At 36.4% G+C, this 20,354-nt stretch carries 19 protein-coding genes; 9 read left to right on the plus strand and 10 right to left on the minus strand.

The window, feature by feature from the left end; translation table 11 throughout:
* From PXC01_RS12305 to PXC01_RS12335, 7 genes are all read left to right on the plus strand, one after another.
* Positions 1-1,443 (plus strand): hypothetical protein (locus tag PXC01_RS12305; RefSeq protein ID WP_276472600.1); only part of this gene is annotated, 1,443 nt, incomplete at its 5' end.
* An 83-nt stretch (positions 1,444-1,526) separates the two neighbouring features.
* A complete protein-coding gene (locus tag PXC01_RS12310) occupies positions 1,527-3,497 on the plus strand; it encodes a T9SS type B sorting domain-containing protein (RefSeq protein ID WP_276472601.1) in 1,971 nt (656 codons plus the stop codon).
* A gap of 66 nt (positions 3,498-3,563) precedes the next feature.
* Positions 3,564-4,457: a PorP/SprF family type IX secretion system membrane protein gene (locus PXC01_RS12315; protein WP_276472952.1), complete on the plus strand. Its 894-nt coding sequence runs from the start codon at positions 3,564-3,566 to the stop codon at positions 4,455-4,457.
* A 58-nt stretch (positions 4,458-4,515) separates the two neighbouring features.
* Complete coding sequence (gene idi / locus PXC01_RS12320; RefSeq protein ID WP_276472602.1) at positions 4,516-5,043, plus strand: isopentenyl-diphosphate Delta-isomerase; 528 nt, start codon at positions 4,516-4,518, stop codon at positions 5,041-5,043.
* A 2-nt stretch (positions 5,044-5,045) separates the two neighbouring features.
* Positions 5,046-5,453, plus strand: a complete 408-nt coding sequence (locus PXC01_RS12325; protein ID WP_276472603.1) for a 6-pyruvoyl trahydropterin synthase family protein — start codon at positions 5,046-5,048, stop codon at positions 5,451-5,453.
* A gap of 80 nt (positions 5,454-5,533) precedes the next feature.
* On the plus strand, positions 5,534-6,496 hold the full coding sequence (locus tag PXC01_RS12330) for a type I phosphomannose isomerase catalytic subunit (RefSeq protein WP_276472953.1): 963 nt from the start codon (positions 5,534-5,536) through the stop codon (positions 6,494-6,496).
* Positions 6,497-6,553: 57 nt separating this feature from the next.
* Positions 6,554-6,823 carry a hypothetical protein gene (locus PXC01_RS12335; RefSeq protein ID WP_276472604.1) on the plus strand — a complete coding sequence of 90 codons (270 nt, stop codon included), beginning with the start codon at positions 6,554-6,556 and terminating at the stop codon, positions 6,821-6,823.
* A 75-nt stretch (positions 6,824-6,898) separates the two neighbouring features.
* Here PXC01_RS12335 and PXC01_RS12340 read toward each other — a convergent pair whose 3' ends face one another.
* From PXC01_RS12340 to PXC01_RS12360, 5 genes are all read right to left on the minus strand, one after another.
* Complete coding sequence (locus tag PXC01_RS12340) at positions 6,899-7,594, minus strand: DUF4369 domain-containing protein (RefSeq protein ID WP_276472605.1); 696 nt, start codon at positions 7,592-7,594, stop codon at positions 6,899-6,901.
* A gap of 82 nt (positions 7,595-7,676) precedes the next feature.
* Complete coding sequence (locus tag PXC01_RS12345; protein ID WP_276472606.1) at positions 7,677-8,951, minus strand: DUF819 family protein; 1,275 nt, start codon at positions 8,949-8,951, stop codon at positions 7,677-7,679.
* Between the two features lie 34 nt (positions 8,952-8,985).
* Complete coding sequence (locus tag PXC01_RS12350; protein ID WP_276472607.1) at positions 8,986-9,789, minus strand: Cof-type HAD-IIB family hydrolase; 804 nt, start codon at positions 9,787-9,789, stop codon at positions 8,986-8,988.
* 1 nt (position 9,790) lies between these two features.
* On the minus strand, positions 9,791-11,989 hold the full coding sequence (locus PXC01_RS12355; RefSeq protein WP_276472608.1) for a DUF5916 domain-containing protein: 2,199 nt from the start codon (positions 11,987-11,989) through the stop codon (positions 9,791-9,793).
* Between the two features lie 113 nt (positions 11,990-12,102).
* Positions 12,103-14,364 (minus strand): transglycosylase domain-containing protein, encoded by a 2,262-nt coding sequence (locus tag PXC01_RS12360; protein ID WP_276472609.1) that lies wholly within the window; start codon positions 14,362-14,364, stop codon positions 12,103-12,105.
* 84 nt (positions 14,365-14,448) lie between these two features.
* On the opposite strand from PXC01_RS12360, the gene PXC01_RS12365 reads away from it, so the two are divergent.
* Positions 14,449-15,225, plus strand: a complete 777-nt coding sequence (locus PXC01_RS12365; RefSeq protein WP_338089470.1) for a S1/P1 nuclease — start codon at positions 14,449-14,451, stop codon at positions 15,223-15,225.
* 12 nt (positions 15,226-15,237) lie between these two features.
* On the opposite strand, the gene PXC01_RS12370 is transcribed toward PXC01_RS12365, so the two are convergent.
* Positions 15,238-15,516, minus strand: coding sequence for a TIGR03643 family protein (locus PXC01_RS12370; RefSeq protein WP_276472610.1), 279 nt, complete (start codon positions 15,514-15,516; stop codon positions 15,238-15,240).
* 154 nt (positions 15,517-15,670) lie between these two features.
* A complete protein-coding gene (locus PXC01_RS12375; protein ID WP_276472611.1) occupies positions 15,671-16,543 on the minus strand; it encodes an AraC family transcriptional regulator in 873 nt (290 codons plus the stop codon).
* A 215-nt stretch (positions 16,544-16,758) separates the two neighbouring features.
* Between PXC01_RS12375 and PXC01_RS12380 the strand changes: the two genes are divergently transcribed.
* Positions 16,759-17,343 carry a hypothetical protein gene (locus tag PXC01_RS12380; RefSeq protein ID WP_276472612.1) on the plus strand — a complete coding sequence of 195 codons (585 nt, stop codon included), beginning with the start codon at positions 16,759-16,761 and terminating at the stop codon, positions 17,341-17,343.
* A 52-nt stretch (positions 17,344-17,395) separates the two neighbouring features.
* Here the strand turns inward: PXC01_RS12380 and PXC01_RS12385 are convergent, their stop codons facing one another.
* Genes PXC01_RS12385 through PXC01_RS12395 form a run of 3 tightly spaced genes read right to left on the minus strand, consistent with a single transcriptional unit; the run spans position 17,396 to position 20,224 of the window.
* The gene (locus tag PXC01_RS12385) at positions 17,396-17,755 is read right to left on the minus strand and encodes a DoxX family protein (protein WP_276472613.1); all 360 of its coding nucleotides are present in this window, start codon (positions 17,753-17,755) and stop codon (positions 17,396-17,398) included.
* A gap of 23 nt (positions 17,756-17,778) precedes the next feature.
* Positions 17,779-19,572, minus strand: coding sequence for a DUF885 domain-containing protein (locus PXC01_RS12390; protein ID WP_276472614.1), 1,794 nt, complete (start codon positions 19,570-19,572; stop codon positions 17,779-17,781).
* A gap of 16 nt (positions 19,573-19,588) precedes the next feature.
* The gene (locus PXC01_RS12395; protein ID WP_276472615.1) at positions 19,589-20,224 is read right to left on the minus strand and encodes an MOSC domain-containing protein; all 636 of its coding nucleotides are present in this window, start codon (positions 20,222-20,224) and stop codon (positions 19,589-19,591) included.
* Between the last annotated feature and the right edge of the window lie 130 nt (positions 20,225-20,354).

Raw genomic sequence — 20,354 nt, forward strand, 5'->3', positions numbered from 1 at the left:
TTGGTGAACGATGCGGATTTTGATATCAATAATGAGATACAGGATTTAAATTTAACCGGCGACATATTAACGATTACTAATAATGCCGGTGCTACCGACATAGATTTATCGGATTATAGAGAAACTGTAGTTGGTACAGGAGATATTTCTGTTGTAGATGATGGAAATGGTAACTATACTGTTAATTATGTTGATGGTGATAATGATGATCAAAACGAAATAGAATTACCAACAGGAGGAAATATCGGACAAGTACTTTCTACAGATGGCTCAGGAACATATACATGGGTAGATCCAGATTCAGGAGCAGCAGGTGCCGATGGAGAAGGTTTTACAGGAGGAAGTTATGATGCCGGTTCAGGCGTGGTGACGTTCACCTCGGATGACGGACTTGGCTTTGTAACAGGTGATTTACGTGGAGCAGATGGTGCCGACGGAGAAGGTTTTACAGGAGGAAGTTATGATGCCGGTTCAGGCGTGGTGACGTTCACCTCGGATGACGGACTTGGTTTTGTAACAGGTGATTTACGTGGTGCAGATGGTGCTGACGGTGCAACAGGAGCGCCAGGAGCGCCAGGAGCGCCAGGAGCAGCAGGTGCCGATGGAGAAGGTTTTACAGGAGGAAGTTATAATGCAAGTACAGGCGTGGTAACGTTCACCTCGGATGACGGACTTGGTTTTGTAACAGGTGATTTACGTGGAGCAGATGGTGCTGATGGTGCTCCAGGAGCAACAGGACCTGCAGGTGATCCTGCAACAGATGATCAAACATTGGCAACAACAGGTGCTGCTGGTCAAATATCAATTACAGGAGGTAATGCAATTACATTAAATGTAAATGATGCCGATTCAAATGCATCAAACGAACTTCAGACAATAAGTAGATCTGGAACCAATGTAATATTATCTAATGGTGGTGGTACAGTTTCGATTGCAGATAATGATAACAATTCGAGTAATGAAATTCAAACTATTACGTCTACTGATGGTTCGGTAACCGTTACTCCAAATGGAATAAATTATAACCTTTCCGTGCCAACGGCAAACGGTGCAGAAACCATAGTGGAAGCGGCACCGGATACAGATATCAGTGTTACTGGAACTGGTACGTCGGCTGATCCATATTTAATTGCCAATACAAGGCCGGATATTTTCTATCCACCTTCTATTGAGGTAGATGTGGCAACAACGGGTACAGGAAGAACAATTGATTTACATGCGGAGTATTTAGCTCAGTACGGTACACCGGCAGTGGTTAGCGCAGGTGCCCCAACAGCAATACCAACTTATGCGAATAATGAATTGTATTATTATGTGACATATTATGATACAACTGTATTTGCAAATGTTAGTGTGAACGCTACGGGTATAATGACTTACGATGTCATAGCGGCTCCAACGGATTATAATACACTGATCAATGTAGTTTTTGTAGCTCAATAATTAGCTAATTGAAACAAAGATCCCAAATCGATTTGAAAAAAAATTATACATATAGAACTATAATCCTAAGCATTGTTTTTACAATGCTGGGGATTTTTGTCTCAAACGCGCAGTTTTTATTGCAGGCTCCAACAGATAGTGATCAAAACAATTTTCGTTGGTATGAAGCTTCAGATACAGCAACCGTACTTGGTACAGATTCTTTTTATGAAGTAACCCAACCGGGTATTTACTTTGCAACCTATGACGGTACCTTATGTGGCTCTAATGCAACAGGGTATTTTATTGTAACAGATTGTAATAATCCTGACAATGAAGTAACTATGGATATCACTTCTAACGTACCAAGCACAGCTTCGGTAAGTTGGAGTCCGCCATTAACGGGAGATCAACTAAGTCCCATGGTCATTGCTACAGATGCCGTTGTAAGATATACGGCAATGGTAACAAAGGCGGGTAATACGTTCAGCCTACCAAATTTTACGGTAGTATGTTTGCCCGAGGCTGCAGATTTAGAAGATGATTTGGTAACTACGGATGAGGAAGTACCAGTAACTATAGATATTTATGCTAATGATGCCGATTTACCGGATGTAGGGGCTCTGACAACTACAGATCCCGCAAATGGTTCGGTAACTATTGATGATAGTGGTACGCCGAACAATCCTATGGATGATATTGTCACCTACACTCCAGATGTAGATTTCAATGGTACGGACACTTTTGACTATACCATTTGTAATGCATATGGAGATTGTAGTACGGCAACGGTAACTGTTGAAGTGCTACCAGTTTTGGATACAAATGATGATTCTATAGCAATAGATATCAATGCAATTACAGCTATAGATACATGGCAAGTAAATGATAACGATTTACCTACAGATGGTACATTCAGCGTAACGCAACCAACCAATGGTTCTGTAACTGTTGATGACAATGGTACACCGAATGACCCATCCGATGATGTTCCGACATACTTCCCGAATAATAATTATTTAGGTACAGATACTTTTGATTATACCGTGTGTGATACAGTGGGTAACTGTAGTACATCGACCATAACAATTCTTATTAATCCGTTAGGTGTTGATATGGATAGTGATGATGATGGTATAGTTGATAGCTTTGAAGATTTAAATTTAGATGGTGATAATGATCCGTCTACCGACCCAACAGATTCTGATGGGGACGGCTTCCCGGATTATTTGGATATTGATGCAGATGGCGATGGTATACCTGATAATGTTGAGGCTCAGGCTACGGCAGATTATATTCCGCCTTCAGGGATCGATGCGAATACCAACGGGTTAGATGATGCGTATGAAGCTAATGGTTTAACTGGATTGTTCCCTGTAGATACGGACGGAGATAACCTACCTGATTATTTAGATGAGGATAGTGATAATGATAACGTACTGGATGCTATTGAAGCTCATGATCATGATCATGATGGTATTGCAGATGTTGTTATGATTGGTTCGGATAAGGATAATGACGGATTGGATGATGGTTATGAAGGTGCAATTTCGGTTGATACGGATGTAAATGATGAAATTGATGATCCTTACGCTCAACTTCCAAATACCGATGGTGATGAAGAATCTGATTACAGGGATACCGATGATGACGATGATGGTATAGAAACCCGTGATGAGGATATCAATCTTAACGGAAATTATGTTGATGATGATTCTGATTCTGATGGTATACCAAATTACTTGGATTCAGATTTAGGTCAGCTAGAAGAAGAAATTGAAGTTTTCAACGTTATTACACCCAATGGTGATGGTATTCATGATGTATTAAGGATAAATGGATTGGAAAATTACCCTAACAATACACTAAAAATCTATAACAGATGGGGTGTAGCGGTCTATATGACCAAGGCATACAACACAGAAGGTAATGTCTTTGATGGTACATCTGAGGGTAGGGTAACCGTTGATGTTGATAGTAAATTACCGGTAGGTACATACTTCTATATTTTGGAATATGAAATGCCAAACGGAGATGCGGAAACACTCTCGGGTTACATTTATATAAATAGATAAAATAGAATGTTGAATACATATATAAACATACTTAAAAAGTATATTCCAAAACAAGTTGTTGTCGTTATGGCATTATGTTTTGGGTTGTTTGCCTATGGTCAGCAAGATGCACAGTATACCCAGTATATGTATAACACCATAAGTGTCAATCCTGCATATGCCGGATCTAGAGGACATATCAGTTTAGGTGCTTTGCATAGGTCTCAATGGGTAGGTTTAGATGGGGCGCCTACTACACAGACATTTAATGTACATTCCCCAATTGGTTATAGGGGTGTAGGTTTAGGACTTTCAATAGTAAATGATGAAATAGGTCCTACATCAGAAACCAATTTTGATATTGATTTCTCGTATACGATTTGGACATCTACTGAAGGTAGGTTAAGTTTTGGTTTAAAGGCCAGTGCCAATTTATTGGATATCAGGTTTTCAGAGCTAAATCAATATACCACTGACCCTACTTTACAACAAGATATAGATAATAGGCTTTCGCCAAATATTGGCGCCGGGGTGTATTATCATACCAATAAATTCTATGTTGGGTTGTCTGTACCTAGATTTTTGGAAACAACACATTTTCAGGAAACTAACCTATCTACGGCCAAAGAACAAATGAACCTTTATTTAATAACTGGTTACGTTTGGGATTTAAACGAGTCCTTAAAATTTAAGCCGGCATTACTTACCAAGGCTGTTCAAGGGGCACCTTTACAGGTAGATCTATCTGCAAATTTTATGCTAAATGAAAAATTCATTTTGGGAGCGGCCTACAGGTGGGACGCCGCATTTAGTGGTATGGCAGGTTTTAACGTATCTAATAAGTTTTTAATTGGTATAGCGTATGACAAAGAAACTACAGATCTTGGTAATACGGCTTTTAATAATGGATCGTTCGAAGTTATTTTTAGATACGATTTTATTATGACCAAGAACAACTTAAAATCGCCGCGTTTCTTCTAGATTTATCTTTTTATATTCTTCTTTACGTTAAATACCTAAAACGCCTTATTTTTACCTTATGAAGGAAGAACAGGTAATTCTCGTAAATGAAAATAATGAGCAAATAGGCACTATGGCTAAAATGGAAGCCCATGAAAAGGCAGTTTTACATAGGGCTTTTTCCGTTTTTATAACGAACGACATTGGCGATATTATGCTGCAACAACGTGCGGCATCTAAATATCATTCTCCATTATTATGGACAAATACATGTTGTAGTCACCAGCGAGTAGGAGAGACCAATATTGAAGCTGGCAAGCGTAGACTACAAGAAGAAATGGGTTTTCAGGCCGAATTAAAAGAACTGTTTTCTTTCATTTACAAGGCTCCTTTTGATAACGGTTTAACGGAGCACGAACTTGATCATGTCATGATAGGTACTTACAACGCTGAGCCAAATATTAATATTGAAGAGGTAGAGGCATGGAAATGGATGTCTCCTGAATCTATTAAAGAAGATATCTCCAATAATCCTAATGCTTATACAGCTTGGTTTAAGATAATCTTTGACAAATTTTACGAACATTTATTTAACACACCGGCATAGAGATGAAAGTTAAAGTAAGTAGAAAGGCACATTTTAATGCAGCCCATCGTTTATATAGAAAAGACTGGGAAGACACTAAGAATACAGAAGTTTTTGGTAAATGTAATAACCCTAATTTTCATGGCCACAATTACGAAATGATTGTAAGTGTTACGGGAGAAATAGATCCAGAAACAGGTTTTGTAATGGATATGAAGGTGTTAAAAGATTTGATCAAAGAAGAGATTGAAGACTATTTGGACCATAAAAACTTAAACATTGAAGTAGAAGAGTTTAAAACCTTAAACCCTACGGCAGAGAATATAGCTGTGGTTATATGGAAAAGGTTAAGGCCAAATGTTCAAGATACCCATGAACTTGAAGTGGTTCTTTTTGAAACGCCAAGAAATTACGTTACGTTCTCAGGATAGTTTTTAAAGTTAATTGTAAGATTTTTTTTAATTCAACGTTATAATAGTTATTAAATAGATCAACTTAAAAATATAGAATGATACATCCTTTAAAATTTAGGCCCATTTTAAAAGAAAGACTTTGGGGCGGTACCAAGCTAAAAGAGGTTTTTGGAAAACCAATTGAAAGTGATATTACCGGCGAAAGTTGGGAGTTGTCTACCGTAAAAGGTGATATTTCTGTAGTTGCAAACGGTAGTTTAGAGGGCAAATCTCTTCAAGAACTAATAGATTCTAATGCAGAAGAATTATTAGGTAAGAGCGTTGTAGAGCGTTTTGGAAAAGAATTTCCGATCTTAATAAAGTTTATTGATGCAAAGCAAGACTTATCCATACAACTACACCCAAATGATGCTCTGGCCAAAGAACGTCATAATTCATTTGGAAAGACAGAAATGTGGTACATTATGGATGCCGATCCTAATGCAGAGTTGATCGTAGGTTTTAATAAAGATGTCACCAAAGAAGAATATGCTGAAAGTGTTGCTAATGATACCTTGCTTGATCTTCTTAATTATGAGCAAGTTAAAGAAGGGGATACGTTCTTTATAAATACGGGTAAAATTCATGCAATAGGAGCAGGGGTGATGTTGGCGGAAATACAACAGACATCTGATGTTACGTATCGTGTTTTTGACTTCAACAGAAAAGATAAAGAAGGTAATCTTCGTGAACTGCATACAGAGTTGGCGTTAGATGCTGTAGATTATGAAAAGAAAGATGATTTTAAAGTTGAATACGGTCATAATAAGAATGAGGTAAATACTATGGTAGATTGTCCATATTTTAAAACAAACTTCATTGAGCTTACCGATAATTTGGATTTAGATACGGCACAACGCGATTCATTTACAATTTTTATGTGCGTTGGTGGAGAAACCAAAATTAGTACTGCAGAGGGTGAAGTGTCTATTAAAAGTGGAGAAACAGCTTTATTACCAGCTTCAACCCAAAAAATTTCCTTACAGTCAACCGGTGCTAAATTATTAGAAGTTACTATTTAAGTTCTAATTAACGATACGGCAGTTCAAAAATCGTATTTTTGCAAAAAATAATTAGAGATGGCAAGTATTAAAAATTTAAAAAAAGATATTAATAATGTTCTTGGAGACATTATAGAAGGAGTTTATATAGTTGAGGCTACTAACGGTACTACACACTCAAAAGAGGGGTCTGCCATTATAGATGAAGCAATTGTAACTTTTGACGAGTTGGTCGCTAAAATCAACAAGAATGATGTTGAGAACAAGAAAGCACATTTCAAAGAAGTTAGAAAAGAGTTGGAAACTAAAGCAACTAAATTGGTAGAAGACTTGAATAAGTTAGCTTAATTGAAGACTATCTTAAAATAAAAAAGCATCTTAATTTATTAGGATGCTTTTTTATTTTGAACAATTAGTATGGTTCTAATTCTTTTTCAAAAGTTCAGCTAATTCCTTACCATATTTAGATTCAGCTACCTCTGGTGATAGTACACTGTAAATTGAATCTAAGTATTTGACGTTGGCATCTGGTATTTCTTTTAATGCAATGTACGGCGCTATAAATGAGGATTTGTTGTTAAGCGCAAAGTTGATTGCAAATGCATAACCTCTTTGTGTATTTCTATTACTGATATTCGTTAATGAATCAATACTTATCTGGCTTAACTCACCATTAGGTTGTGCTGCATTCATCATAATTTCAACATTTTTTTTATTGATGTTGCTCATGTGTTTTTTGTATTCCTCAAGTTTTTCATGAGTTGTAGAACCAGTAATCTTTGCAGTAGTATCAAAAGTATTCCAATCAGTATTGATAGTAATAGTTCCAGGTTCGGCAAAGAATGTAATGCGATCGTTAATATCGTTATTATCCTTTTTGTCAAGGTATAGATAAAATATCTCAGGACTTGTTAATTTGGTCTCAAAAGAAAAATTTCCATCTCCGTTAATAGCAAGGGAATCAACAGTAATTAGAACTGAGTCCGGTACATGTTGCAAATAAAGGGTACCTTTTTTCAATCCTTTTATTTTACCGCTTACAATCATAGTTTCTTCTGCATTGTCGCCACATGAGCTTAATGCCAAAAGTGCGGCAACAACAAATAATATTTTCTTCATTATTATAATTTAGGGCGCAAATATCTATAAAATTTGATAATAAAGAACGCCAACTCTTTATTTTGTTAGTAAATATGTGTGGTTACAAACTCGATGCAACTTCCATCAAATAGGCGCAAAGTAAAGCGCCACCGGTACCTACAACATAACCAAGAACAGCTAATAGCACACCGACCGAAGTTAATGACGGATGAAATTCCGCAGCTACTACTGGGGCAGAGGCGGCACCACCAACATTTGCCTGACTACCTACCGCTAAAAAGAAATAAGGTGCTCTTATAAGTTTGGCTACCAATATCATCAATCCAGCGTGAATGGCAATCCAGATAAAGCCAACAGCAATTAATCCAGGGTTTTCAAGTACTTTGTTCAGGTCCATTTTCATACCAATGGTAGCAACCAGAATATAAATAAACATGCCGCCAATTTTACTGGCACCTGCACCTTCATAATTTTTAGCTTTAGTGAAGGATAACGCTATGCCCAAACCTGTAGCGATAACTACCATCCAAAAGAATGCAGAGCCTAAGAAAGATAGAAAACTCTTTTTATCGCTTACAGCGTCAAAATTACCTTCTAAATAAGTACTTATATGGTCGCCGAAAAAATGAGCTATCCCAACAGCGGTAAAAGCTAAGGCTAGCATAATCATATAATCGTTCAGAGTAGGTACACGAGTGATTCTCTCGGTAAATTCGGTCACTTTTACTTTTAAAGTTTCAATGGCAGAAGTATCTGCTTTTAACCATGCGTCAATTTTTTTTGTTCTACCAACTCCTAAAAGTACAATGGCCATCCACACATTTGCAACTACAATATCTATCAATACCATACCACCATATTTTTCAGGATTGTATTGAAAAATCTCTAACATTGCCGCCTGGTTGGCACCGCCACCGATCCAACTACCTGCAATAGTGGACAGCCCCCTCCAAATAGCATTAAAATCATTTCCGCCCACGGTATCCGGAGAGAATATTGAAACAATCAGTATAGCAATTGGTCCTCCTATAATTATACCGGCACTCCCTGTTAAAAACATGATGAGAGCTTTAGAGCCCAAATTTGATATGGCTTTAATATCAATACTCAATGTCATGAGAACGAGTGCCGCAGGTAGTAAGTACCTACTTGCCATAAAGTATAAATTGGAAATCTCATCAGAAACAATTCCGGTACTGGTCAAAATAGCCGGTAGTAAATAGCACATAAGAACCGCTGGAACAATGGAGTAGAATTTACTCCAAAATCCGGTTTTTAGGCTAGAAGTATAAAAGATGAACCCTAGGCATAGTGCCAAGAGTCCAAAAACTACCGTATCATTAGTAATTATGGGTTGTGCATATAGGTAAGACATAAAAGTATTGGTGAGTTGGTATGTTCAAATATAGTTAATTAACCAAGTTTTTGGCAATATAGTTCGCTACGCCATCTGCCGTATTCTCTAATGTTATGTAATCTGAAATTGCTTTAACTTCTGCTCTGGCATTGGCAACGGCAACACCGCATCCTACATTTTCAAGCATTTCAATATCATTATAGTTATCGCCAAAGGCAATAATATCCGTGAGGGATTCATTGGCTTCTAAAAGTAGGTTGATCGCAGATAGTTTTGATACCGTCTTAGGGGCAATCTCAATTAGCGTATCGTTAGATCTATACAGATTAAGATGTTCTCCCAGCTTTTCCTTTAGAACTGGCATTAAATCATCGGCACTGTTCTTGGTGCACATAAGCATAATCTTGTGAGCGCCAACATTTCGTTGGTCCCAATCAGTTAAGGTGCTATGGGTATCTTGAAAGATAGGGTTAGATTTTGTGTATTTTATTTCTTTCTCTACACGTATAGAAGTTTTTGGTACATACCACTCATTATTGTAGTATAAACCTAAATCAGCTTGATGTTCTTTACATAGTTCATAAATATCCTTTAGTGTGGTAACAGGAATGAACACAGAGGTTAAAACTGTATTGTTTAACAAGACCAAAGCGCCATTGTAGCAAATTATAGGTTGATCGGCAATGCCTAAGTCCTCTTGTATATAGCGCATGCCACTTGGCATTCTTGCAGAAACTAAAATGATTTTAGTATCATCTTTTATTTTATTGATTTGTTCAATAGCAAATTTAGAAACATCACTTTTTGAAGAAAGCAACGTGCCATCTAAATCTGAACATAGAATTTTATACTTCATTTTAGATATTTAACCAGTAGGTGAGCTTTAAGTTTATAGATCGGTATTTAGGTTCAAAAGAGTTTACAAAATAATTGTCGTTATAAACTATGAATAAATCTGATAACGGGGCAAAACGCCATTGTAACCTAGAGTTAAAACCTAAATTATCTCGTTGATTACTATATTGTACAAGTGTTGACCAAAATATAGATTTACTAAAGGTAACGTCTATTTTAGGGCTTATTAGCCAAATATCTGTACTTGAGTATGGAGCTGGTAGGGATATTTTATCATAGTTCATAGCTAAGGACAAAAATACCTTAGGTTGAAATCTTAATGATAATTCACCTCTTACGGACAATCTATCACCATTGAAAAAGCTACCTACCGTAGGCTCTATGCTATAAGCAAATCGTTTTCTTCTATCTGATTGATATTCCAAGGAAACAAAGTTGTAATAATATCCAAGCATGCCGGGTAACGGTACGGCGTCATCTAAACCTGTTGGGTCAAATTCATCAAAAAGATAGGTATACGAATGTGTATAGGAAAAGTTGATTTCTGACTGATCGTTGAACTTAGATTCCCATGAGCCAATTAAGTCATAATCTGTGTGTAGAAAATCATTATCGGGACTCCAGGTCAAGATTGGAAAAAACTGAAAACTATGGCTCTGCAAAGCACTATCTTCAGGCCAGAACACACGCTCTATCATAGTGGCCGTTTTAAAAATATCAGTTCTACGTATAAAACCAAGATCAGACCTGAAGTCTTCACCAATGTAGACTATGTCTTCAAAAAAGTTCCAGTTTCTAGAGTTATATTGCAAAAATGCCCCTGATGAAAGATTAGCCTTGCCCGCATCATGGGCAAAAGATTTGTGCAAATAGAATTTACCGTTCCAAATATTATTATCGGATATTAAATTGTAATCAATACCGGCAACCCTATTATAACGATCTTCATCATCTTGAAAATCGTAGTCTTTGAACGTTTGTCTATTGATGAAGAACATACCAATATTAGATCTGCCAAAAACATTTTGTTGAAGGGCCAGCATGGTATTGTTGTTGGACGCAATGTTTTTTTCTAGATCTTCTGCGGTCTGTAGGTTTAAAAAACCTAATCGTAGCCCTTTGTTTATTTTACCGCTTAATCTAACGCCCCCAACAATTTTATTTTCTATGGTATTGTCCGCTGTATCTTTGGCTATTCCAATTCGTCTAGAGAAGAACGGATTTGCATCTCTACCACCACCGAAGCTTCCGAACAAATCACTGTTGTCAATAAAAAATTGCCTTTTTTCAGGTAGCGAAACTTCAAAACGTGTTAAGTTGGTAACCTGGTCATCAGCTTCCACTTGAGAAAAATCGGGGTTTACCGTAACATCTAAATTCATACTATTGCCAATGGCGATCTTGGCATCTCCACCAAAGTTTATTTTAGTTTCTGGCTCGTTTAGCTCAAAGTCTTTTTGAGAACCGAAATTTACATAAGGTATGACTGCAAGAGGAGTGCGGTATTTCCCTAACGGTTTTTCAAAAACCATATCGCCCATAAACGTGAGTCCGTATATGTTCTGGTTTTGGGGGATGTTCATCCACGTACTATTCTCGTTAGACTGTGTATCAAATCTGTAACTATTGAATCGCCATTTTGTTTCTCCTTCCTTAAATTTAAAGGCCGTTAAGGGAATTACCATTTCTGCGGTATAATAATCATCATATATCTTGGAATCTCCGCGCCATTTTACATCCCATGAAATAGTAAAACCATTTAAGTTTAAACCACCTCCGGAAACCAATCCTTCACGACGTACTCCGTAAGGGTTTATTCCAAATAAGAAAGCATTGTTGCCATCATTGAACGTATCAAAAAGTAAGGTGATGTTATCACTGTTGCCCGCTCTAAAATCTCGTTTAAGTGATTGAATGGAATAATCTGTACCAGCGGTATGAACGGTAATGCCTACATATAGGTTCATTTCATCGTACAGCATTTTAATTTCTGTCTGTTTTTTTGACTGTACAGTGTCTAGGGGAAAGAATTGCCAAAATTGATCGGCTTGGTCTGCCTCTGTCCAAATTGGTTCGTCAAGAACACCATCTGGGGTTATTTTTGCAGCTATCTTCTTAACGTTAAATGATTTTTCATCTATTTGAGCATTTAAAGAATAGAAAAAAAATATAAGTACAAGTGTACCTAAGTATTTGGTCATTTCGGTAAAAGTTTGGTAGTTGACCAAATTTAAGTTTTTGTTCTGTTAAATAAATGCTAAACTAAATTTTAGGTGCTAAATTGATATGAATACAGTGTGGAATTTGGCTATAACTAACCCTTAAAATCTTTACTCTTCTTTTTATTCGGATTTTTAAAAAGGCGTTTAAAAAATCCGTCACGTTTAACTGGGGCACAATTCAATGCTTTTTGTACGTCTAAAGAAGGTTTTTTAAAATTGACTTTGGTATAGGTGTCAAAATCCCTGTCTTTGTTCAATTCTTTCATCCATAGCCCAAATAAAGGAAGTGCGGCATTTGCACCTTGCCCAATACTTGTATTGCTAAAACCTATTTCATGTTGATCAAGACCTACCCAACTAATATGTACAAGTTTTGGGGTAAGGGCAACAAACCATGCATCTTTGTTATTTTGTGTAGTACCGGTTTTACCGGCAATGTCATTTTTAAGTCCGTAAGTATTTCTTAATCTAGATGCCGTACCGGAATTAATTGTAGATTTCATCATTTCAATCATAATTTCACTGGTTTTTTTAGAAAAAGCAGCTTTTTCGTTCAATTCTGACTTAAATTCAACCAAAACGGAGTCTTTATAGTTAGATATGCTTTTAATGATTTTAGGTTTTAGATGCTTACCATTATTGACGTAACTTGTATATGCTTGTGCTAAATCTATAATTTTTATTTCACCGGTACCTAACGCAATAGATGCTTCTTTAGGTAGCTTATCTTCAATGCCCATTTTTTTTGCCATCTCAACTACGTTTTCAATACCGGCTTTTTCTAAAACTTTTACAGCGATTGTATTGATAGAGTTGCTAAGCCCTTCTTCCATTGAGTAGTTGAGGTATGCTTCATCTTTATTGCCAGAATTAGAAGGAGACCAACCTTTTAGATTATCATATTCAATTTCTTCTGCAGAGAAATAGGTGCAAGGAGAAACACCTTGATCTATTGCTGTGGTATATACAATAGGTTTAAACGTAGAGCCCACCTGGCGTTTACTTTGAGAAATATGGTCATACTTGTACTGTTCAAAATTAATGCCACCAACCCATACCAAGATGTCACCGTTTGTGGGGTCTACCGCTAGTGAACCTGTATTTAAGAATTTGGTATAGTGTTGAATACTATCCATAGTACTTGCCATTTGTTCTTCGTCACTTTGCCAAGATTTAAAAATTCTCTTTTGTTTGTCTTTAGATAGACTATCAATTATCTGCTCATGAGTCAGTCCAGATTTTTGTAATCTATTGTAAGCAGAAGTACGTCTGGCTATTTTTTCCATCAATTTTTTATCCTTCAACCAAGGTGCATTGGTACCGTAACTTTTTTCAAAACTATGTTGCAACTTGGTCATATGTTCTACCATGGCCTCTTCTGCCAATTTTTGCATCTTATAGTTTAGGGTCGTGTAAATTTTAAGTCCAGAGGTGTAGATGTTATAATTGGTACCGGCTTTGTTCTGTTTACTGATCCAGTTCAGCATTTCTTTACGGACCTCTTCTCTAAAATAGGGGGCAATACCGGCATTGTAATCAAAATCCCTATAATCAAGATCAAGTTTTTCTTGTGAAAATTTAGATACCTGTTCTTCAGAAATAAAATCATTGTTATACATGGCGCGTAGTACCAGATTACGTCTACCAAGACTTTTTTCAGGAAATATTCTTGGGTTGTACCCATAAGTAGCTTTTAGCATACCTACTAAAGTAGCTGCTTGCGTGGCGCTTATATCTTTTGTTCTGGTATTAAAAAATTTAAGTGCGGCACTTTCAATACCAAAGGTGTTGTCACCAAAAGAAACCGTGTTTAGGTAATTGGTTATAATTTCTTCTTTCGTAAAAATTTTCTCCAGTCTTTTGGCAATGATCATTTCTTTGATTTTGTTGACCACAATATTGGTTTTATTCCTTTCTTTTCTAGGATATAGGTTTTTTGCCAATTGTTGGGTTAGGGTACTACCGCCACCAGAAGAATTATCGCCCAAAAGCACCGTTTTAAAACCTACCCTTAACAAACTTCTAAGGTCTACGCCAGAGTGCTCGTAAAAACGTTCATCTTCTATAGCGATCAATGCCTGTATTAAATGTTCTGGAAAATCTTGGTAAGAAACAGGTTGTCTGTCATAAAGGTAGTACTTGCCGATCAATACGCTATCTGCGGTAAAAACCTCAGAAGCCCTTTGATATTGAAAATTTGAAAGTTCTTTTTTAGAAGGTATTTGCCCCCATAAGCCCATATTAATACTGGCAATGAACAAAATTAGCAAAGCAAATAGACCCAAAACACCAAGGCCAATTACTTTACGGATACTAATTTGTCTTTTAGATGATTTTCTCGTCTTCTTCTTCATAACCGCAAGTTCAGATATAAATTTAATCTTACCAAGTTTTAACAATGCCTTAAAGTTTGTTGTACTATTTTTGAGAAAATTTTAATGATGATAAAGTATATTATTTTACTGTTTTTGGTGTCTAATTTCACTTTTGCAAATGATATGTTCTGGTCCAAGACAGGGCATAGGGTTGTGGGTGAAGTTGCAGAACAACATTTGAGTAAAAAGGCAAAGCGCGCAATTGAAAATTTGCTTGATGGGGAGAGTTTGGCAGCAGTAGCTAATTTTGGTGATGAGATAAAATCTGATCGCGCATACCGTAAGTTCAGCGCTTGGCACTATGTAAATATACCTTTTGGTAAGACTTATGCAGAAATAGAAAAGAGCGAGTATGGTGATTTGGTACAAGGGGTAAATACTTGTATTGAAGTTATAAAGGATAAGAACAGTAGTAAAGAAGATAAAGCCTTCTATTTAAAATTTTTGGTACATTTAATAGGTGATCTGCACCAACCAATGCATGTTGGCAGGGCAGAGGATAAAGGCGGTAACGATATTCAATTGCAATGGTTTGGTAACGGTACCAATTTGCATAGAGTATGGGATTCCAATTTGATCGATGAAAATGGAATGAGCTTTACGGAACTATCCACGGAATACCCTGAAATGTCAAAACAACAGATTAAATTTCTACAAAGTGGAAGCCTACTTGATTGGGTAGAAGAATCTCACTTATTGGCAGAAAAAGTATATGCCTCTGTTGAGTCAGGTGAAAAGTTAAGCTATCGTTATAGTTATGACTGGTGGCATACTGTTGAAGATCAATTGCAAAAAGGCGGTGTTAGGTTAGCTGCCGTTTTAAACGAGACCTTTAAATAATAAGCGCAACTGTTAACGTTTAGATATTTTATTACCGGAGATGTGTCTTTGTCTAGAACATCTAAACCTGTCAGTTTCATCTGATCGCAACTTGGCATGTTTTGTAGCGCGGCCTTGTACACGTTTACGCCACATTCTAAAACTACTTGGTTTCATTTCGCGACGCATGACTTCAATAGTCTCTTGTTCGCTAATACCAAATTGAAAAGTAATGGCTTCAAATGGCGTACGGTCTTCCCATGCCATTTCAATAATACGGTCTAATTCTCTTTCTGTAAATTCTTTTATCATAGCGATATAAAGGTACTACATGATAATAAAATGTAAAGACTGCGTATCCATTTTTTTGTAGCTCAATAAGAAATGAAAGAAAAAAGAAACCGGATGGTGATTTTTCACCATCCGGTTCTTAAAAAAATATAGTTCTATATATAAGGTATAAGTATTACACTAAAACGTTCTTTAATTCATTTCTGTACTCTGACGGATTTTGACCTGTAAATGCTTTAAAAGATTTGTTGAAGTGAGAAAAGTTGTTGAATCCGCATTCAAAGCATACTTCTGTAATGCTCATTGGCTTTTCTGCAAGTAATTTAGAGGCATGCACCAATCTATATTCATTAACGAACTGAACAAATGTCTTGTTGGTAATTTTTTTAAAGTACCTACAGAAAGATGGTATCGTCATACTTACCATTGAGGATATCTCTTCTAGCGTCAATTCTTCTTTGAAATTGTTCTTTACGTGATTGAATACGATGTTGATACGGTCGTTATCCTTTACGTCCGTGGTAAATGAAAAACCTTCGGCATTCAATAATCGCATGTCATCAGAATTGCCCAGTTCATTTAATATATTTAGGATAGATAGTAATCTTTGAAAATCTGTCTGATATTCCAACACTTCCATCTTATCACCTATTTTTCTTTTTGTTTTTCCTGAAAAAGCAATTCCGCCACTAGCACTGTTGAACAAGCTTTGAATTTTTTTCATTTCAGGAAGGCTAAAGAAATCGGGTCCCAAAAAATCTGACTTCATCTGTACCACCGTTTCACTGGTATTGCCGGTAAGGGCGTCCGTAAAGCCACAATGGGGTAAATTGCTACCTATTAATATAAGGTCACCGTTTGTGTAATAAGATACATGGCTACCAATTTGTCTTTTACCAGATCCACCGTTAACATATACCAATTCAAGTTCTGGGTGGTAATGCCATAGATTGTTTTTGTTCAATCTATGCTCATCAAACTTCTGATAGGTGAAAGAATGACCAAAATCTGGTTTGATCGCTTCAAATGTAGGTTTCTGTTTTACCATGACGTTAGGGGATTATACTATAAAATTAAACCTTCTAATTTCTATGTTCTTTACAAAATTAACCAAAATATGTGGAATCTTAACCATAGGGTAATAATGGATATTTAAGGTGGTTAAAATAGCACATAAATTGGGAAAATATGATGTAGTAAGAGCTTTTTAACGGCTGTATGTTTGTAGTGTAAATTATCATTAACCCTTAAATAATTTATATTATGAAAAACCTAGTAAAATTCACAACAGTTGTTGCCTTTATGTTCGCTACAGTAGCAGGCATGGCAAGAGAGCCGAAATTAAACCTATTATCTGCAGGTAAAGCCAAAAGTGTGGTTTTAACTATGAATGCATCTACTAAGGGTGTTCAGGTTAAGTTAATGGATTCTGATTTAAATGTTATTTATTCAGAAAAAATGACCGAAGGTCAGTTTAGCAAAAAATTAAATCTTAAAGATTTGACAGATGGAGTATACTTCTTATCTGCCGATGATAATATGACAGCATATTCATATACAATCGTTTTAGATAACGATAATGTGAAAATCGTAGAATCTGATGAAGAAATCAAGCCTTTCTTTAGAAAGACCGATAACATGATCTTCATGAACTATTTAAACTTAGATAGAGCGGACATGTCTATCAAGATTTACGATACAGAAAGTAGAACGGTATTTACACAAGAGGTAGCAGATGAGTTGATTGTTGAGAAAGCATTCAATTTCACAGATGCTTTCCCTGGTACTTACACTGTAACGGTGAAGTCAGCAGGTAAAACATATACTGAAGAGTTTGTTGTTAATTAAGTTGATTTAAGTTGATTTAAGAAGGGGACGGGAGCGTCCCCTTTTTTTTTTGCTATAAGTTCAAGTACATAAAAGCCCAATACATTAAAGCAAATTGTATTGGCAATCTTAATAAAAGTAACCACTTAGGAAAACCTGCACTTGCTTTGTTACTTGATAACATATAAAAGTGCACTAATAAGAATACGGCAAGCATTGCTATAATGCCATAAATACTAAAGTTTTTTGTCGCTTTAAAAAACAGACCCATACCTAATAAAATCTCGACCACACCGCTTAATAGAACCAGAGCTTTATGGGCAGGTAGGTAGCGTGGCATAATTCTAAGGTAGACCTTCGGTTTTATAAAATGCATAATGCCCGCAAAAATATAGATTGCGCCCATTAGATATAAGTGCCATGGGTAGATCATAGATAATTTAAAAGATTAGAATTTTAAGCTTTGGTATTTGCCGAAATCCATTTCATTATTTTTTCTTCAAGTAGCGCTAACGGTACACAACCAACTTCTAACACTTTTTCGTGAAATACTTTAATATCAAAATCTTTACCAAGGTTAGCTTCTGCTTTAGCACGAAGTTCCATGATTTTAAGTTGCCCTATTTTATAGGATAAAGCCTGACCAGGATTTGCCATATATCGTTCAATTTCAGAAGTAATGCTAGCTTCGGATTCTGCTTCGTTATCTAAGGAATATTGAATAGCCTTTTCTCTAGACCACCCTTTTGAATGCAGCCCTGTATCAACCACCAAGCGAACTGCACGGTGCATTTCCGCTCCAAGCATACCAAAGTATTGATATGGATCTGTATATAGACCTAATTCTTTACCTAAAGATTCAGTATATAAAGCCCAACCTTCTCCGTAGGCACTATACCAAAGTGTTTTTCTAAATTGTGGTAGATTTTCATTTTCTTGTGTCAGTGAAATTTGAAAGTGGTGGCCTGGTATAGCCTCGTGCAAGAATAAATCTTCATCTGAATACGTGTTGTAAGAAGTAACATCTGGAATAGGAACATAGAAAATACCGGGTCTGGTACCATCTAAAGAACCGGGGTTGTATTCTGCACTGGCGGAAGCTTCCCTAAAAGCCTCTGTACGTCTTACCTCAAAAGGAGTTTTAGGCTGTTTGCTAAATAAGGCATTTACTTTGGGCATCATTCTTTTATGGATGGCATTAAAATTAGCAATAACCTCTTGCGGATCTTTAAAAGGCATCAGCTCTTTTTTGTTGCGTACCTCATTGAAAAATGCTTTAAGATCACCTTTAAAACCAACTTGTTTTTTAACAGCTTCCATTTCAGCACTAATTCTGGCTACTTCCTTTAATCCTATTTCATGAATTTCTGAAGCCGTCATATTTGTTGTAGTATATAACTTTATCTGATGTGCATAATAAGCGTCACCATTTGGGATACCTTGTATACCACTACTTTCTCTACCGGCCTTTAAATATTCCGCTGCCATAAAATCATGCAATTCTTTGTATGCCGGTATTATTTTATTGGTGATAACAGCCGTGTAAATTTCGGTCAGCCTTTGTTTGTCGGCTTCTGGAAAATCTGCAGGAAAGTTTTTAATAGGGGTATAGAAGAGGTTGTCTTCAAGACTGGTATTTGCTACACTTGCAAGTTGTGGTAAAACTTTTTTAATAAGAGATTTAGGTAATACGGTTTTAGCTTTAATACCTGCTTGCATTTTAGATTTTGCGGATTGCAACCAAACCTCATAATCTTCTAGACGCTTGCTCCAATTTTCATAGTCTTTCGTAGTTTTAAAGGGTTGGGCGCTAGAACCACCGGCTAATTGCCCCATCATTAAATTCATGGACCACATTTGGTCTATTGGAGTATATTGCTCAAAAGCTAGACCTTCTAAATTTACTTTGCATTCCCATTTTAGAATAGATTTGGACATCAGCTCACTTTCAGAAAGTTGGGCGTCGTCAAATTTCTCCGCTTTTTCCAAATAAGTTTGATAGTAGTTGACCAGTTCTTTCTTGTAACTATCAGATAGAAAATTTGGTAGTGTGTCGTTGTATCTGTTATCTCCTTGAAAAGTGGCGTTCAACGGATTCAGTTTTAATCCGTCATCATAATAATGCGCCAATAGGGTCATGAAACCAATATTGTGTATAGTAGGATTAGAAGAAACTTCCCCGTTTGTTCTTAATTGCGCTTGAGTTTTAAGCCCAAGGATGAGGGCAAATGTTATAATAAAATTTTTCATTACTTGTGTATTAAAATTATGATAGGTATTTCTTGAACCTGTCCTTTTTATATTGTGGTACAGCTTCATTGCTCATGAAAAGTTCTAGCAAATCTTTAGATTTTTCTTTTGCAAAAATCAATTCATAAAATTGTTGTGTGGTAAATCTATTTCTAGATTGTTCTACTAGTATAAATTCATCTCCGGCCGATACAAGACCTTCTTCTAGAATTTTTACGTAGGTGCCAGGGTGATTATGTGTAATAAATTCTTTTAATATTTTTTGTGTGCCAAAGCGTATACCTAATTTATAGCAAGGCTCTCGCGGTTGTGATACTTGTACTAAGGCATTTCCTATTTTGTATATATCGCCAACACGAATTTTAGATTCATCAAGACCTTCAACGGTTAAGTTTTCACCGAACATGCCCCAATCCCATTCTAGTTCAGGGTAAAGTTGTTTCCAATAATCATAGTAATCGGCAGAAAAGAGATAACATGCTTTATGTACGCCGCCATGATGCACACGGTCTATAACAGTGTCATCTCTGACATCATTTTTAGTGAGAAATAAGGCCTTAGAAGTTGGGTATTTGAAGATACCGGTTTGCTCGGTAGCACCGTTCCATTCAAAAGTTACTGCATCTCCTATGTTCGTTGAAATCACCTTCATGTGGTGAAGATAAAAAAAGCACTAGTATTTATGATAAAAGGTTTACTTAAAGTTGACCAAACTGGTATTAAATCGGTTAAAAACGTAGGGTATTTATTAGTAACCTATGATTTTTTCGTCTGTTTGTTGC

Source organism: Maribacter huludaoensis (assembly GCF_029350945.1).
Taxonomy (GTDB): domain Bacteria; phylum Bacteroidota; class Bacteroidia; order Flavobacteriales; family Flavobacteriaceae; genus Maribacter; species Maribacter huludaoensis.

Bases quoted from the DNA above. Each gene is read 5' to 3' on its own strand.
- PXC01_RS12350 (WP_276472607.1), bottom strand. From the start codon at position 9,789: ATGAAGTATAAAATTCTATGTTCAGATTTAGATGGCACGTTGCTTTCT.
- idi (WP_276472602.1), top strand. From the start codon at position 4,516: ATGAAGGAAGAACAGGTAATTCTCGTAAATGAAAATAATGAGCAAATA.
- PXC01_RS12360 (WP_276472609.1), bottom strand. From the start codon at position 14,364: ATGAAGAAGAAGACGAGAAAATCATCTAAAAGACAAATTAGTATCCGT.
- PXC01_RS12395 (WP_276472615.1), bottom strand. From the start codon at position 20,224: ATGAAGGTGATTTCAACGAACATAGGAGATGCAGTAACTTTTGAATGG.
- PXC01_RS12365 (WP_338089470.1), top strand. From the start codon at position 14,449: ATGATGATAAAGTATATTATTTTACTGTTTTTGGTGTCTAATTTCACT.
- PXC01_RS12335 (WP_276472604.1), top strand. From the start codon at position 6,554: ATGGCAAGTATTAAAAATTTAAAAAAAGATATTAATAATGTTCTTGGA.
- PXC01_RS12325 (WP_276472603.1), top strand. From the start codon at position 5,046: ATGAAAGTTAAAGTAAGTAGAAAGGCACATTTTAATGCAGCCCATCGT.
- PXC01_RS12355 (WP_276472608.1), bottom strand. From the start codon at position 11,989: ATGACCAAATACTTAGGTACACTTGTACTTATATTTTTTTTCTATTCT.
- PXC01_RS12375 (WP_276472611.1), bottom strand. From the start codon at position 16,543: ATGGTAAAACAGAAACCTACATTTGAAGCGATCAAACCAGATTTTGGT.
- PXC01_RS12310 (WP_276472601.1), top strand. From the start codon at position 1,527: ATGCTGGGGATTTTTGTCTCAAACGCGCAGTTTTTATTGCAGGCTCCA.
- PXC01_RS12340 (WP_276472605.1), bottom strand. From the start codon at position 7,594: ATGAAGAAAATATTATTTGTTGTTGCCGCACTTTTGGCATTAAGCTCA.
- PXC01_RS12380 (WP_276472612.1), top strand. From the start codon at position 16,759: ATGAAAAACCTAGTAAAATTCACAACAGTTGTTGCCTTTATGTTCGCT.
- PXC01_RS12370 (WP_276472610.1), bottom strand. From the start codon at position 15,516: ATGATAAAAGAATTTACAGAAAGAGAATTAGACCGTATTATTGAAATG.
- PXC01_RS12315 (WP_276472952.1), top strand. From the start codon at position 3,564: ATGGCATTATGTTTTGGGTTGTTTGCCTATGGTCAGCAAGATGCACAG.
- PXC01_RS12390 (WP_276472614.1), bottom strand. From the start codon at position 19,572: ATGAAAAATTTTATTATAACATTTGCCCTCATCCTTGGGCTTAAAACT.
- PXC01_RS12385 (WP_276472613.1), bottom strand. From the start codon at position 17,755: ATGATCTACCCATGGCACTTATATCTAATGGGCGCAATCTATATTTTT.
- PXC01_RS12345 (WP_276472606.1), bottom strand. From the start codon at position 8,951: ATGTCTTACCTATATGCACAACCCATAATTACTAATGATACGGTAGTT.